Source organism: Oleidesulfovibrio alaskensis DSM 16109 (assembly GCF_000482745.1).
GTDB classification, from domain to species: domain Bacteria; phylum Desulfobacterota; class Desulfovibrionia; order Desulfovibrionales; family Desulfovibrionaceae; genus Oleidesulfovibrio; species Oleidesulfovibrio alaskensis.
The window spans coordinates 70,196-83,347 of record NZ_AXWQ01000015.1; the positions used below are offsets into that span (position 1 = coordinate 70,196).

The 13,152-nt window shown below is 54.9% G+C and carries 15 protein-coding genes; 10 read left to right on the forward strand and 5 right to left on the reverse strand.

From position 1 onward, the window contains the following. Positions 1 to 64: 64 nt before the first annotated feature. The 9 genes from lnt (at position 65) to H586_RS18905 (ending at position 8,477) form a co-directional block, all read left to right on the forward strand. A complete protein-coding gene (gene lnt, locus H586_RS18895) occupies positions 65 to 1,627 on the forward strand; it encodes an apolipoprotein N-acyltransferase (RefSeq protein WP_162147968.1) in 1,563 nt (520 codons plus the stop codon). An 11-nt stretch (positions 1,628 to 1,638) separates the two neighbouring features. Beyond that, positions 1,639 to 2,749, forward strand: a protein-coding gene (gene prfB, locus H586_RS0110215) for a peptide chain release factor 2 (RefSeq protein WP_211232563.1) whose coding sequence is annotated in 2 segments (ribosomal slippage) — positions 1,639 to 1,713 and positions 1,715 to 2,749 — 1,110 coding nt in all. Because the reading frame shifts where the segments join, the coding sequence is not laid out codon by codon here. Continuing rightward, on the forward strand, positions 2,736 to 3,638 hold the full coding sequence (locus tag H586_RS18900; RefSeq protein WP_081701820.1) for a GGDEF domain-containing protein: 903 nt from the start codon (positions 2,736 to 2,738) through the stop codon (positions 3,636 to 3,638). Before prfB ends, H586_RS18900 begins: the two co-directional genes overlap by 14 nt. A gap of 9 nt (positions 3,639 to 3,647) precedes the next feature. Beyond that, positions 3,648 to 4,466, forward strand: a complete 819-nt coding sequence (locus H586_RS0110225; RefSeq protein ID WP_027181978.1) for a MinD/ParA family protein — start codon at positions 3,648 to 3,650, stop codon at positions 4,464 to 4,466. An 89-nt stretch (positions 4,467 to 4,555) separates the two neighbouring features. Then, positions 4,556 to 4,831, forward strand: a complete 276-nt coding sequence (locus H586_RS0110230) for an HU family DNA-binding protein (RefSeq protein WP_011367726.1) — start codon at positions 4,556 to 4,558, stop codon at positions 4,829 to 4,831. A 208-nt stretch (positions 4,832 to 5,039) separates the two neighbouring features. Further along, on the forward strand, positions 5,040 to 5,891 hold the full coding sequence (dapF, locus tag H586_RS0110235) for a diaminopimelate epimerase (protein ID WP_027181979.1): 852 nt from the start codon (positions 5,040 to 5,042) through the stop codon (positions 5,889 to 5,891). Positions 5,892 to 5,944: 53 nt separating this feature from the next. Next, positions 5,945 to 6,823, forward strand: coding sequence for a 4-hydroxy-tetrahydrodipicolinate synthase (gene dapA, locus H586_RS0110240; protein WP_011367724.1), 879 nt, complete (start codon positions 5,945 to 5,947; stop codon positions 6,821 to 6,823). A gap of 192 nt (positions 6,824 to 7,015) precedes the next feature. Then, positions 7,016 to 7,999, forward strand: coding sequence for a class II fructose-bisphosphatase (gene glpX, locus H586_RS0110245; RefSeq protein WP_011367723.1), 984 nt, complete (start codon positions 7,016 to 7,018; stop codon positions 7,997 to 7,999). A 61-nt stretch (positions 8,000 to 8,060) separates the two neighbouring features. Next, a complete protein-coding gene (locus H586_RS18905; protein ID WP_051363975.1) occupies positions 8,061 to 8,477 on the forward strand; it encodes a hypothetical protein in 417 nt (138 codons plus the stop codon). A gap of 46 nt (positions 8,478 to 8,523) precedes the next feature. Here H586_RS18905 and H586_RS0110255 read toward each other — a convergent pair whose 3' ends face one another. The 4 genes from H586_RS0110255 to H586_RS0110270 are packed head-to-tail and all read right to left on the reverse strand — an operon-like array spanning position 8,524 to position 11,997. Further along, the gene (locus H586_RS0110255; protein WP_027181980.1) at positions 8,524 to 8,871 is read right to left on the reverse strand and encodes a DsrE family protein; all 348 of its coding nucleotides are present in this window, start codon (positions 8,869 to 8,871) and stop codon (positions 8,524 to 8,526) included. A gap of 9 nt (positions 8,872 to 8,880) precedes the next feature. Further along, the gene (locus H586_RS0110260; protein WP_027181981.1) at positions 8,881 to 9,732 is read right to left on the reverse strand and encodes a 2-oxoacid:ferredoxin oxidoreductase subunit beta; all 852 of its coding nucleotides are present in this window, start codon (positions 9,730 to 9,732) and stop codon (positions 8,881 to 8,883) included. Positions 9,733 to 9,735: 3 nt separating this feature from the next. Next, positions 9,736 to 11,430: a 2-oxoacid:acceptor oxidoreductase subunit alpha gene (locus tag H586_RS0110265; protein ID WP_027181982.1), complete on the reverse strand. Its 1,695-nt coding sequence runs from the start codon at positions 11,428 to 11,430 to the stop codon at positions 9,736 to 9,738. Between the two features lie 57 nt (positions 11,431 to 11,487). Next, the gene (locus tag H586_RS0110270) at positions 11,488 to 11,997 is read right to left on the reverse strand and encodes a ferritin (protein ID WP_011367718.1); all 510 of its coding nucleotides are present in this window, start codon (positions 11,995 to 11,997) and stop codon (positions 11,488 to 11,490) included. A gap of 184 nt (positions 11,998 to 12,181) precedes the next feature. Between H586_RS0110270 and H586_RS0110275 the strand changes: the two genes are divergently transcribed. After that, positions 12,182 to 12,394, forward strand: coding sequence for a dual CXXC motif small (seleno)protein (locus H586_RS0110275; RefSeq protein ID WP_011367717.1), 213 nt, complete (start codon positions 12,182 to 12,184; stop codon positions 12,392 to 12,394). Positions 12,395 to 12,464: 70 nt separating this feature from the next. Here the strand turns inward: H586_RS0110275 and H586_RS0110280 are convergent, their stop codons facing one another. Continuing rightward, a complete protein-coding gene (locus H586_RS0110280; RefSeq protein WP_027181983.1) occupies positions 12,465 to 13,151 on the reverse strand; it encodes a phosphoadenosine phosphosulfate reductase family protein in 687 nt (228 codons plus the stop codon). Between the last annotated feature and the right edge of the window lies 1 nt (position 13,152).

Here is a 13,152-nt window from a genome sequence, read left to right on the forward strand (position 1 = left end):
AAGGCGGCTCCGGCCGCCTTTTTCATGATGACACACCGTTATGACCATGCGTGCGAGCTTTGCAGTGAATAACAGGTCAATCGTTCTTATTGTTCTGGTTTCGGCAGGCATGTTTGCCGGGCTGCCAAACCCTTTCTGGCAGAATTCTTTCCTTGTTCTGCTTGTTCCCGCTGCCCTGTACGCAATCGCCTGGCACGTCCGGTCCGCATCCGCTGCCTTTCGTCTCGGCTGGCTGGCTTCCGGCGCAGGTGCTGCTGCCGCTGTGTACTGGGTTGCCTATCCTGTGCATGTCTACGGCATGCTGCCGTGGCCTCTGGCTGTGCCCTGTGCCCTGCTGCTCGGCGCGTGGATAGGTTTGTTCGGTGCAGTATTTTCCTGCATCATGCACTTGCTGGTCAGACCGTACTCGCGCGGTACCCTGCCGCTTTTTTGGCAGAACGCCCTGCTCCTTTGCACGGCGGCAGGCAGCTTGTGGGGTATTCTCGAATGGTTCCGCGGTATTTTTCTGACAGGTTTCCCGTGGGCCACCCTGGCATCAGCTTTTGTGGCCGTCCCGCAGATGCTGCAGGCTGCTTCCGTGGTGGGGGGGACTGCGCTGGGAGCTTTTTTTGCCTGCGCAGCATGTTGCAGTGTTCATCTGTGCGCCGGAACCCTGCGTTGCAGGAGACTTTCCGTAATTTCTGTTGCTATCCTCGGGATAATTGCACTGTTCGGTTTTTACAGAACAGGCTCTTTTTCTCCTCAGGGCGAGGAGTATGACGTCGCCTTGATTCAGGGCAACATTGATCAGGGGCAGAAGTGGCTGCCCGAGTACCAGCAAGGCACCGCTGACCGCTATATTTCCATGTCGCAGGGGGCAGCGGACAAACTGAAGCCCGACCTGATTATCTGGCCGGAAACTTCCATGCCTTTTTATTTTCAGGAACATGCCCTTGGCGAGGACATACGCCGTGCGGTGGCCGGGCTGGGGGTTCCGCTGCTGCTGGGCACGCCCGGTTATACACTGGGGCCGCAGGCCGGCAGTTACACCACGTACAACCGCGCATACGTTCTGGACAAACAGGGGCGCGACATCGGCTTTTATGACAAAGAGCATCTTGTGCCCTTCGGCGAATACATTCCTTCTTTTCTGAATCTTGAATTTCTGCAGACCATGATGCAGGGTGTCGGCGATTTTACTCCCGGCAAACAGACTACCCCTGTCAGAACAGGAAATCTTGCGTTGGGAATACTGGTTTGCTATGAGTCCATCTTTCCCGAACTGGCGCAACAGCGTGTGGCCGATGGTGCCACCCTGCTGGTCAATATCAGCAATGATGCATGGTTCGGCAATACTTCTGCTCCGCGCCAGCACCTTCACCTGACTGCAGTCCGGGCTGTGGAACAGGGCCGGTACATAGCGCGCTGCACCAATACCGGAATCAGTGCTATCATTGACCCCTTCGGACGTATGCAGGAAACTGGACCTCTGTTCAGGCCTGCGGTTGTCGGCGGAGCGGTTAAAAGCATTACGAAAAAAACAGTATACCATTTAATTTACCAGTGGATTATGCCCGCCATGCTGGTTGTCTTCTGTACGACGGCATTCTGTCTGCTGCAGACAGGACGGCGGCAAACGCCACAATAACAGGATATTTTATGCTTCAACTTTCCGAACTCCGTTCCAGAGGCAATGCCCTTCTCCAGCAGTTTGAAACGCTCTGGGGGCGCCTTTGACCACGCGCAGAGTAAATACAGGCTGGAAGAGATAGAAAAACAGCTGTCCAGTCCAGACGCGTGGAATGCGCCGGAAAAGCTTACACCTGTGCTGCGGGAAAAAAGTCAGCTTGAAAACAGTGTTGCGCGGCTGGACGCACTGCGGCAGGCCAAGGACGACATGCTGGGCTGGCTTGAGCTGGCTGAAGAAGAAAATACGCAGGAAGTTCTTGAACAACTGGAAGAACAGGCCGGAATTCTGGAAGCTCTGCTGGAAGAGACCGAAGTCGGCCTGCTGCTTTCAGCAGAAGAAGACAAGCACGCTGCCATTCTTGAAATTCATCCCGGTGCCGGAGGCACGGAAGCACAGGACTGGGCGGAAATGTTGCTGCGCATGTATGTGCGCTGGGCGGAAAGCCATGAATTTAAAGCCGAATACCTTGACTATCTTGACGGAGACGAAGCCGGCATCAAAAGCGTGACGCTGAAGATTGACGGCACCAATGCCTACGGGCTGCTTAAAGGTGAAAAAGGTATCCACAGACTTATCCGTATATCGCCTTATGATGCCTCCGGCAGACGTCATACGTCCTTTGCATCGGTAGATGTAATTCCGGATGCAGGCGAAGAGATCACCATCGATATCAAGGATTCTGACCTGCGCATTGATATTTTCCGCTCCAGCGGACCGGGAGGACAGAGCGTAAACACTACCAGCTCCGCCGTGCGTGTGACACATATCCCCACCGGTATCACTGCCCAGTGCCAGAACGAAAAATCGCAGCATCACAATAAAGAGACTGCCATGCAGATATTGCGGGCGCGGTTGTATGAGGCTGAAATACGCCGGCGCGACGCTGAAAAGCAGGCGGACTACGCCAGCAAGGAAGCCATCGGCTGGGGCAGCCAGATACGCACCTATACGCTGCAGCCGTACAGGCTGGTGAAGGATCACCGTTCCAACTTTGAAGTGGGCGATGTGGAAGCGGTGCTTGACGGCGAGCTTGATGCGCTGATGCGCAACCACCTGCTCTACCAGCATGAGCGACGATAGTATGCAGAATGAAGAGCATGATGCCGGCTCGCGGAGAGCTGAACAGCATAAGCATGAAGAGCTTGTCGAAGCCGCCACCGAGGAAATTCAGACCCTGCGGCGGGCACTGCAGGAAGGCCTGTGCCGGTCAGATGCCTGCAACGCGGGGCGGATGCTTGCCGTAACGCGACTGCTGCCGGGATGTGATGAAGAACAATGGGCGGCGGCAGCCGAGCGGCTGGGGCTGACAAACTGGATAGCCTATCCCCTTGGCAGCGATGCGGGAATCAATCTGCTGAAAGTGCAGGACGCATTGGATGATCTGAGCTGGAAGTCGGAACACGATCCGCTTACCGGGCTTCCCAACCGCAGAGCCTTTGAACGCATGCTCAAGCTTGAACTGCAGCGTGCGGAACGCGGGAATTCGCAGGTAAGCGTGGCCGCTTTGGATCTGGATGACTTCAAGGCTGTGAATGATGTCTACGGTCATCCCTGCGGTGATGAGGTGCTTGTCCATGTGGCGCACCATCTTGCTTCGGGCAAACGGGTGTATGATGTGGCTGCCAGAACCGGCGGAGAGGAATTTGCTCTCATTCTACCCGGGGCATCGGCAGTTACCGCGCGGCTGATGGTTGAACGCCTGCTTGCCGCACTGCGGGCAGCGCCTGTGCGTTGTGCCGGCACCGGCCCTCTGCATATCACGTTCTCTGCGGGGGTGGCGGTATGCAAAGGCAGCATTCCCTGCAGCGCGGAAAAGCTGATGACTTTTGCCGATGAAGCGCTGTATGAGGCCAAACGTGCCGGCAAAAATCGTGTGATGATTTCCCGTAAGTCTCCCGGTGCTCCCTACGACCGCTCCACCATGGTGCAGTCTCAGGAAAAGCAGATACTTTTTTCAGGAAAAGAATAGCAGAGCCAGATGGTTATGAGAAAAACACTAAGCGTTTCGATTTTGAGCGGCAAAGGCGGCGTAGGAAAAACCAATCTGGCTTTGAATCTCGCCTTCTGTCTGCATAAGGGCGGTCATCCGCTGCTGCTTATGGACTGCGACATGGGGCTGGCCAATCTGGACGTTCTGTTGGGGCTTGCTCCGGAACACACCATGTACGACCTTCTGGAAAGCGACATCGAACCGCAGTCCATCGTTGTTCCCATTGAGCAGGGAGGCTTTGACTTTCTGCCTGCGGCTTCGGGGCTGACAGATCTTATCGAGATGGATAACGATACCCGTGAACTGCTGTTTCACCGTCTGCTGCCTGTTTTCGACGGATATGACTATCTTTTTATGGATCTGGGTGCCGGTATATCACCCACTGTGCTTTCACTGGGAGCCATGTCCGATATGCGGGTTGTCATCATCACCCCCGAGCCCACATCGCTGACGGACAGTTACGCATTGATCAAGATGATGCACGCCCAGCACGGGGTTGACGATTTTCACGTCATAGTCAATCAGGCGGAAAACCCCGGTGAAGTGAAGCAGGCTTTTCAGCGCCTTGCGGCTGTTTGTGACCGGTTTCTGGGTATCAGCCCTGTTCTGCTGGGTGGTGTAAGTTATGACAAAGCCCTGCCCGAGGCCGTTCGCAGGCAGACTCCGTTGATGCGTATGAACCACAAATCACCGGCAGCAAAGGATATTTTTTCGATAGCTGTCAAGATGCAGCGCCACCGTGCCGCCATTGTGCACACGCTGGGGCAAAGCCCTTTATTCGGCGAATTGACGGGAAAAGAATATTAAGGCTTGAACTCGTAGGCTTTTTGCATAATATTCACGTTGTACACACTCTGTTATTTTGTAACTCACCTCTTTTTCGGGAGGCTCCATAGATGAACAAGAGCGAATTGATCAAAGTCCTTTCTGAAGAAAACAACATCTCCATCGAAGAGGCCACCCTTGTGGTGACCACCTTTGTGGATTCGATGAAAGACGCCCTTGCCGAAGGTGATCGTGTTGAAATACGGGGCTTCGGAAGCTTCAAGGTAAAACAGTACGAAGGGTATTCCGGACGAAACCCTAAAACGGGCGAAATCGTCAATGTTCAGCCTAAACAGCTGCCCTTTTTCCGGGCGGGTAAAGAGCTGAAAGAATTTCTAAACGATTAGCAAACGTTCTGAATCCGAAGTTCGCCCGAACCGGCAATGCCGTTTCGGGCGTCTTTTTTTCTGCCGGTTCCTTTCGGGGCAGGCAGTTGACTGGATACGGGATGTAACGCATTGTGGTGCGTGAAGTCTGCCGCCGGAGAGGTACCGCGACAGACCGAATGCTCTGGTGATTGCGGGCACATAACGGCAACCTCAGGAGAATGATCTCATGACGCGGACACCGCGTGCATCCGTGCCTTTTTACAAGATGCAGGGATGTGGAAACGATTTCGTATTCATTGACAACAGAGAGCTGAAGCTGCCTGTTGCCCTTATGGAAGACTGGGCGCGCAAAATCTGCAGGCGTTCTTTTTCCGTCGGTGCGGACGGCCTTGTTTTTCTGGAAGAAGCTCCGGACATTCCCGGTGTTGACTACCGGTGGCATTTTTATAATGCCGATGGATCCCGTGCTGAAATGTGCGGCAACGCTTCACGTTGTGCCGCGCTTCTTGCTTTCCGTACCGGCTTTGCCGGTGCCGAACATGTGCTGGGAACCGATGCGGGACCGGTACGTGCCAGAGTGGATGTTGCCGCAGGCATGGTTAAAGTGGAACTGACTCCGCCAAAAGAGCTTAGTCTTAACAATGTGCTGCGTTTTGGCGATGAGACACACGAAATTCATTTCGTCAATACAGGGGTGCCGCATGCCGTCTGGCTGGACGCAGATGTAGCGGCACTGGACGTACGGGCGCTGGGAGCCTCTTTGCGCTATCATGAGCGTTTTGCACCTGCCGGCACCAATGCTAACTTTGTCACCGTGATTGATCAGCACAACATTTTGCTGCGCACCTATGAGCGCGGCGTGGAAGACGAAACCTATGCATGCGGTACCGGCGCGGCCGCAGGGGCTGTTATCACCCATGCGTTGGGGCTTACCGGCCCGCAGGTGACAGTGCGCAGTTCCGGCGGCGAACTGCTGGGCATATCGCTGGAAGACGGCTCGGTGTTTCTTGAAGGAAAGGCCCTGCTCGTCTACACAGGCGAAATGCAGCCCGAGTCACTGGGTATTTCACTAGATTAGTTTCAACGGCCGGTTTTTCCGGCCATTTGCTTTTGCAAACACAGGAGAAGCGTATGCAGTTTTCCGGAGCACTGACCGCCATCGTCACCCCCCTCAAAAACGGCCATATTGACGAGGAGGCTTACCGCAACCTCATTGAATGGCAGATAGAACAGGGCATCAACGGTCTTGTCCCCTGCGGCACAACCGGTGAGTCGGCGACGTTGTCTCATGAAGAACACCGTGATGTCATCCGTATCTGCATTGATCAGGTCAAGGGCCGTGTTCCCGTGCTGGCCGGTGCCGGCTCCAACAGCACCAAAGAAGCCTGCGGGCTGGCCCAGTTTGCCAAAGACGCAGGGGCCGACGGTGCCCTGCTTATCACGCCGTATTACAACAAACCCACTCAGGAAGGGCTTTACCAGCACTTCAAGGCTATCGCCGCCGAAGTTTCCATGCCGTATATCATGTATAATGTTCCCGGCAGGACAGGCGTGAACATGACGTCGGAAACAGTGGCACGCGTTAAACGCGATGTGCCGGAAGTTGTCGGCATCAAAGAGGCTTCAGCCAACCTGAAGCAGGTTTCCGAGATTATCGAGTTCTGCGGCCCTGATTTTCAGGTGTTGTCCGGCGACGACTTTACAGTGCTGCCTCTGCTTTCCGTGGGGGGATGCGGTGTTATCTCCGTTGTATCGAATATTGTGCCTGCTAAAATGTCAGGCCTCTGCAAAGCGTTTGCCGGGGGCGACCTTGCCAGAGCTAAAACACTGCATCATGAGCTTTCACCGCTTTCCCGGGCCATGTTCTGTGAAACAAACCCCATTCCGGTAAAAACGGCACTGTCCATGATGGGCAGGCTTTCCCTTGAACTGCGCCTGCCGCTGGTGCCCATGCAGCCGCAGAACGAAAAGTACCTGCGCGGCATTCTGTCACTGGCAGGGCTGGTCTGATAATGTCCGGCGGGCGTGCACCGGCACGTCCGCCGTCCCGCGCGGAAGGTTCCTTTTCCGCTTGAAGCTGCGGCATGGCTGCGCTAAGCTTGTCAGCCGTATCCGGACTCCGGAATATCGCTTGCGACACTATCTCATAAACATTCTGTACTGAGTGCAATACTCTTTCTTTTCTGACGGAGGAAACAGGTAATGGAAGCCCCTCAAAAAAACCTTGCTCTTGACCTCGTACGCGTAACGGAAGCCGCTGCGCTTGCTTCTGCGCGCTGGCTCGGCAAAGGAAATCAGGATGCAGGTGATCAGGCTGCTGTGGACGCCATGCGGCTCTGCTTCAACTCGCTGAATATTTCCGGCGTGGTTGTCATCGGCGAAGGTGAAAAGGATAATGCTCCGATGCTGTTCAACGGAGAAAAAGTCGGTGCCGGCAACGGTCCTGCTCTGGACGTGGCGGTTGATCCGGTTGAGGGGACCAAGCTGCTGGCATATGGCCGTCCTAATGCAATTTCCGTCATCGGGGTGGCTCCTGCAGGCACCATGTATAATCCGGGTCCCAGCTTTTACATGCAGAAGCTGGTGGTGCCCGGTGCCGCGAAAAATGTTGTCGATCTTGATGCGCCTGTGGCTGAAAACCTGCACAAGATTGCCAAGGCCCTTGATAAGGACGTTGATGACCTTGTGGTCTTTGTGCTGGACAAACCCCGCCATGCCAGCCTGATTGAGCAGGTGCGCGCAGCCGGGGCACGTATACAGCTGCATACCGACGGCGACGTGTCGGGTGCCCTTATGGCTGTGGACCCCCGTTCTGAAGTTGACGTCATGATGGGTACCGGCGGCACTCCCGAAGGAGTTCTTGCAGCCTGTGCCATCAAAGGTATCGGCGGTGAAATGTTTGCCCGCCTTGATCCTCAGTCATATGTGGAAAAAGAGGCTATCCTTGAAGCCGGCATTGACCTGCGTGAAATCCACACTGTGGATACTCTTGTGCGCAGTGACGAAGTCTTTTTCTCCGCCACCGGTATATCCGGCGGTACCTTCCTTAAAGGGGTGCAGTACACAGGTACCGGTGCCGTGACCCATTCCATGGTCATACGCGGACGTACAGGTACCCTGCGCTACATCGAGTCCATCAATAACTGGGACAAGCTGATGAAAATCAGCTCGGTGAAATACGATTAAGCAGTCTGTGGCCGGCCTTCGGGCCGGCCTTTTTTTCATTAATTCCCTTCAAGGAGCCGCCATGCCGCGCGTCGCCGCCATATTTTCCGCCCTGCTGCTCATATTCATGTGCAGTCAGGCATCGGCTGCTGAGCAGAATTTCCATGATCAACCGGAATTCACACAGCAGGAACTGCAGCAGTTTTTAAAGGATTTTCCGGCATTCAGAGAATGGGCCGTTAACAGCAAGGACACCTCCTCTCCGGTGGTGACTGACGCCGGTGAGCCTTCTTTTGTATGGAGCCCGCAGGCAGAAGCTTATCTGCGCGAGAACACGGAGTGGGCTCCTGAACGCTTCTTTTATGTCATGACCCATGTCTTTGCAGGGCGTACGGTTCTCAGGCACGGCAGTCAGGTAACCGGCGACAACCGTCCGCCGGATATGCCTGTTGTGTCCGATGCAGAGCTGGATCTCATCAGAACACTTATGCCGAACTGAAAAAGGGCACCGCGAGGTGCCCTTTTTCAGTTCATGTGTCCGGAAATCAAAACGTTATCACCTGAAATCCTTCGTCAATCCAGTCAGACATGGCCGGATGCCCTCCCATTTCGCCCACCAGAGTGATGCCTGCCGCGGTAACGGCATCGGCTACTCCCAGTTTGGCAGAACAGGCCTTGCAGGCTCCATACAGGATTCCGCTTTCCGCAACGCGGGCAAACAGCTGATGCATGGGGTGCTCCGGATTGGCCAGCCGCGGAAGCAGCGCCACCGCCGCCCCCTCTACAACCAGCCGCACGTCATACCCTTTGCGTTTCATGTCTCCGGCATTCAGCAAAACGTGAATGAAACACATTTCTTCTCCGTTAAACGGAAACAGAACGACTTTTTTCATGACCGCTCCTTACAGGTATCCGTCCATGATGGTGTCCAGTGTTCCGTGGTCGACCGGCTGCTTGCACAGGGGGCCTTTCTGCAGAAAGTCGTACCGGCTATCAAGGGTGGGACGCGGATTTTTGTACAGCACGCCAATGGGGATGCGTTCGCCGAACTCCTGCGCCTTTTCCATTGCCCCATGCCAGTCGGTGGGGTCGTAGTCTGCCGGCAGTTCATAACAGCGTTGTTTATACCATCCGAATGTATTTACTTTATTAAAGGAAATGCAGGGCGAAAAAATATCGACCAGCGCAAACCCTTTATGTCTGATGGCCTGCTTCATGACGGAGACAAGGTGAGGTACGTTGCCTGAAAAAGCACGCGCCACAAAGCTGCATTTCATACCGATGGCCACGGCCACCGGATTGAAGGGGGAGTTGTAAACCCCTCCGGGCTGTGATTTCGTGACGTGTCCTTCCATGGTGGTGGGGCTGGCCTGCCCTTTGGTCAGACCGTAAATCTGGTTGTCATGTGCCAGAAGAGTCAGGTCCACATTTCTTCTGATCGCAGCAAGAAAATGGTTCCCGCCCTCACCGTAGTTGCAGCCGTCGCCGCTTTCGGCAATGACAGTCAGGGCCGGGTTGGCCAGCTTTACGGCCTGTGCCGAGGGCAGCCCTCTCCCGTGCAGTCCGTTGAACCCGTTCAGGCTGATATAATGCGGAGCTTTGGCAGCCTGACCGATACCCGAAACATGAGCAACATCTCGCGGAGCAAGATTAAGTTCCGAAAGAGTCTGCTTAAGCGCTTTCAATACGTCATGGTTTCCGCATCCGGGGCACCACGAGGTGGTATATTCGCCGTATTCCTTTATATCAATCATGAATCAGCCCTCCTCTTCTCCGAGGTTCTGCAGGATATACCGGGGGGTGAACGGTCTGCCGTCATAGCGCAGCACAGTGCGGTGCACTTTAAAACCGGTTTCCTGCCGGATCAGTTTCATGAACTGTGCCGTGGCGTTCCCTTCTATTCCGATAACTTCTTCAGCATTTTCAAGAAGCGGCATAAAGCTCTCCGGGGCAAGGGGCCATACCTGTGTAAAGCTGAGCACGCCGACCCTGGCTCCCTTACGGCGCATCCGCGCAGCAGCTTCGCGGGCGGGGCCTTCGGTACTGCCCCAGCATACGAGTATGCGGGAGGCTCCCTCATCGCCGAAATAACGCGGAGCGAGCGTTTCAGCCCGCATTCCCTGCTCCTTGCGCATTCTTTTGTCATTCATGGCCACGCGGACATCCATGGACTCTGTTATGTGACCGTCCTCGGTATGCTCGTGACAGTCGGCAAGCACAAGCGCTTCGCTGAACCCGGGCAGTTTGCGGGGCGAAACTCCGTCTTCGGTGAACGCATACCGTTTGTAGCTGCGGTCTCCTTCGTTGCCGGTATCGGGTTCGGCCACAGGAGCAAGCGCCGCAAGGTCAAACTTGTGCACGGCTCTGTAAGAATCCGCAAGATATTGATCCGTAAGAACAAATACAGGAGTTTGGAAACGTTCTGTCACATCGAAAGAACGGTAGGTCAGTTCAAAGCAGTCTTCCACCGTTGCAGGAGCGTAAATCGCGCGAGGAAATTCGCCATGCCCTGCATAGAGTGCCAGATTGAGGTCGGCCTGTTCTGTTCTGGTGGGAAGCCCAGTGGCAGGACCGGGGCGCTGTGCCAGCACGATGACGATGGGCGATTCCATCACGCCGGCCAGACTGACGGCTTCGGTCATAAGAGCAAAACCGCCGCCCGATGTGGGCACAAGGGTTTTCGCTCCGGCGTAGACTGACCCCAGCCCCATGTTCAGTGCAGCTACTTCGTCCTCGGCCTGCTCTACGATCAGCTGCATGCGTTCAGCATATGTAATGAGGTTCTGCGCTACAGAGGTGGCCGGTGTCATGGGATAAAAGAAGCAGCATTTGACACCAGCGGCCAATGCCCCGAGCGCAATGGCTTCGTTGCCGTGAATTACCATCCTTCCGGAATCGCCTTCGGCAGGCGGCAGAGGTGTGCAGCTTGATTTATGCGCTTCTGTCCAGCGGCATGCTTCGTCCAGTACAGTGAGGTTTTGCGTCACCACCTCATCACCTTTACGCCGGAACGTGTTGCGGATCAGCTTCTGCAGCACTTCCTGCCCGATGCCCAGCAGCTCTGCCACCACTGCCAGTCCGGCAATGTTCTGATAAATGGGTCGGGGAGCAAGCTCTTTGAAGGGGACCCTGACAGCCTTGAGTCCTTCAGGGTCAAGCGTTTCATCCAGAATGACAATGCCGGACTCTGTCATGTTGGCTTTGTGGCGGGAAACGGTTTCCTGATCAAGCGCCACAAGAATGTCAATGCCGTCCACAGGTGAAACAATCTCACCGTTGCCGGTTCTGATTCGATATGTATTGTGTCCCCCGCGCACGCGGGACATGTAATGCTGGGCTACAAGCACTTCATAGCCGCTGCGGGCCAGAGCCTTGGTCAGCATCTGTCCTATGGTGACAAGGCCCTGACCGGCCTCGCCGCCTATGACGATATGCTTGTCTTTCGTTTCCACGTGAAGCTCCTTGTGTTGGTGGACAGGGGCGTTTTTCCAGACGCCCGGGCAACGCCGCTAAGCCTGCGCAGGCGGGGTGAAGACTCGGGCCGAAAGCTCTTTATCAAGCATCAGCAGGCCCTGACCTTCACCGCCTATAAGCCGCAGCTTATGTACCAGATCTGCCACTGTGGCTTCTTCTTCCACTTGCTCCGAAATAAACCACTGCAGGAAAATCGAACCGGCATGGTCGCGTTCGTCCAGAGCAAGATCGGCAAGCGTATGGATAAGGCCGGTGACATGCTTTTCATGCTCCAGCACCTTTTCAAATACGTCGAGAGGCCCGCCCCACTCGCTGGGCGGTGCGTCAATGGGCTGCATGATGGCTCTTCCGCCCCGTTCCATGATGTAATCATAAAACTTCATGGCATGGAATAACTCTTCCTGAGCCTGCATCCGCATCCAGTTTGCAAAACCCGCCAGTCCGAGGTTGTTGCAGTATGACGACATGGACAGGTACAGATAGCTTGAATACAGCTCCCACTTGACCTGATCATTAAAGGCTTTTTCCATTGTCTGACTAAGCATGTTTTCTCCCGATGTTATACCGGCTTTGATGTTCATAAAAGTAATCGGCATGTTGCACTATCTTCCATCATACATGACAGAAGGAAATCTGCAAGGACTATCCTTGATTTCATAGTTGCCAGCGATGGTTCCTTACGCTATGAGAGCGTTGCTATACAGCTAACTCAATCAAGGGGGCCGGGTCATGTGGGGAACATCCTACAGCCGTGCGCGGCAGGCACAGACAACCATTGTCTGCCGTGAATGCGGCGGCACGTTGCGTGCTGAGCGCACCTGCCATGATGTCTATCTGCGGTGTACTGCCTGCAACAAGGTCACACAGGTGCAGGAACACATTGACGAAATGGATGAAGCGCTTGAAAGCTTTATGGAAAATGTCTTCTGTGACAGAGTGTGACAGGAAAAACAGCCGGGCCGTGAAACATCACGGCCCGGCTGTTTTATGTGGTGCGGACTGCATGATTGCGTTAAAAGTAGCCGAGACTGCGTAACGTCTGCATATTCTGCTCTTTAACAGCGTTTCTGCCCTGCCGCTCATGCCCGGATGTATTCGTGGGCGGGCTTGTGCAGGGTTTGCAGCCAAGTGAGCGGTAGCCCTCATCATACAAGGGGCAGTAAGGCAGCTGACGCTCGAAAGTATATGCCCACACATCCATCTCGTTGAAATCAAAAATGGGATGCAGGCGCTGATGAGGTGGTGAAATAACCTTTTCCGCATGCCCCGATGAAGCTCTTGCGGGGTGTTCGTCTCGGCGTATGCCTGTCAGCAGAATGCTTACGTTCAGGCTTTTAACGGCATGCTGCAAGGGGAGGACTTTCAGGCGGCGGCAGCAGTCCACCACGTTTGCGGCCACAGGATAGCCGGTGTTGTCAGCTGGCGGGGTGACTATGTGCATATCCAGCTGCCAGCTGGCTGCCAGTTTGTCCCGAAAGGTTGTCACCTCGGGAAATTTGCAGCCTGTGTCAAGGCTGAGCACCCGCGGCGGAGCACTTATGCCCGCATCGCGCAGCACATTGCGCCACAGGTCAAGAACCACGGTTGAATCTTTTCCGCCTGTCCATGCCACCACGACAGATGACGGCGGAGTGCCGTTGCTGATGATTGTTTCGAGCAGTGATCGCGCGTAGGCTGTTTTTTGTGAAAGCTGTATCATC

What these genes read in the sequence shown, in the direction of transcription:
- dapF (WP_027181979.1), top strand. Translation starts at nt 5,040, where the DNA reads ATGACGCGGACACCGCGTGCATCCGTGCCTTTTTACAAGATGCAGGGA.
- H586_RS0110270 (WP_011367718.1), bottom strand. Translation starts at nt 11,997, where the DNA reads ATGCTTAGTCAGACAATGGAAAAAGCCTTTAATGATCAGGTCAAGTGG.
- H586_RS0110255 (WP_027181980.1), bottom strand. Translation starts at nt 8,871, where the DNA reads ATGAAAAAAGTCGTTCTGTTTCCGTTTAACGGAGAAGAAATGTGTTTC.
- H586_RS0110230 (WP_011367726.1), top strand. Translation starts at nt 4,556, where the DNA reads ATGAACAAGAGCGAATTGATCAAAGTCCTTTCTGAAGAAAACAACATC.
- H586_RS0110225 (WP_027181978.1), top strand. Translation starts at nt 3,648, where the DNA reads ATGGTTATGAGAAAAACACTAAGCGTTTCGATTTTGAGCGGCAAAGGC.
- H586_RS18900 (WP_081701820.1), top strand. Translation starts at nt 2,736, where the DNA reads ATGAGCGACGATAGTATGCAGAATGAAGAGCATGATGCCGGCTCGCGG.
- dapA (WP_011367724.1), top strand. Translation starts at nt 5,945, where the DNA reads ATGCAGTTTTCCGGAGCACTGACCGCCATCGTCACCCCCCTCAAAAAC.
- H586_RS18905 (WP_051363975.1), top strand. Translation starts at nt 8,061, where the DNA reads ATGCCGCGCGTCGCCGCCATATTTTCCGCCCTGCTGCTCATATTCATG.
- H586_RS0110275 (WP_011367717.1), top strand. Translation starts at nt 12,182, where the DNA reads ATGTGGGGAACATCCTACAGCCGTGCGCGGCAGGCACAGACAACCATT.
- glpX (WP_011367723.1), top strand. Translation starts at nt 7,016, where the DNA reads ATGGAAGCCCCTCAAAAAAACCTTGCTCTTGACCTCGTACGCGTAACG.
- H586_RS0110260 (WP_027181981.1), bottom strand. Translation starts at nt 9,732, where the DNA reads ATGATTGATATAAAGGAATACGGCGAATATACCACCTCGTGGTGCCCC.
- H586_RS0110280 (WP_027181983.1), bottom strand. Translation starts at nt 13,151, where the DNA reads ATGATACAGCTTTCACAAAAAACAGCCTACGCGCGATCACTGCTCGAA.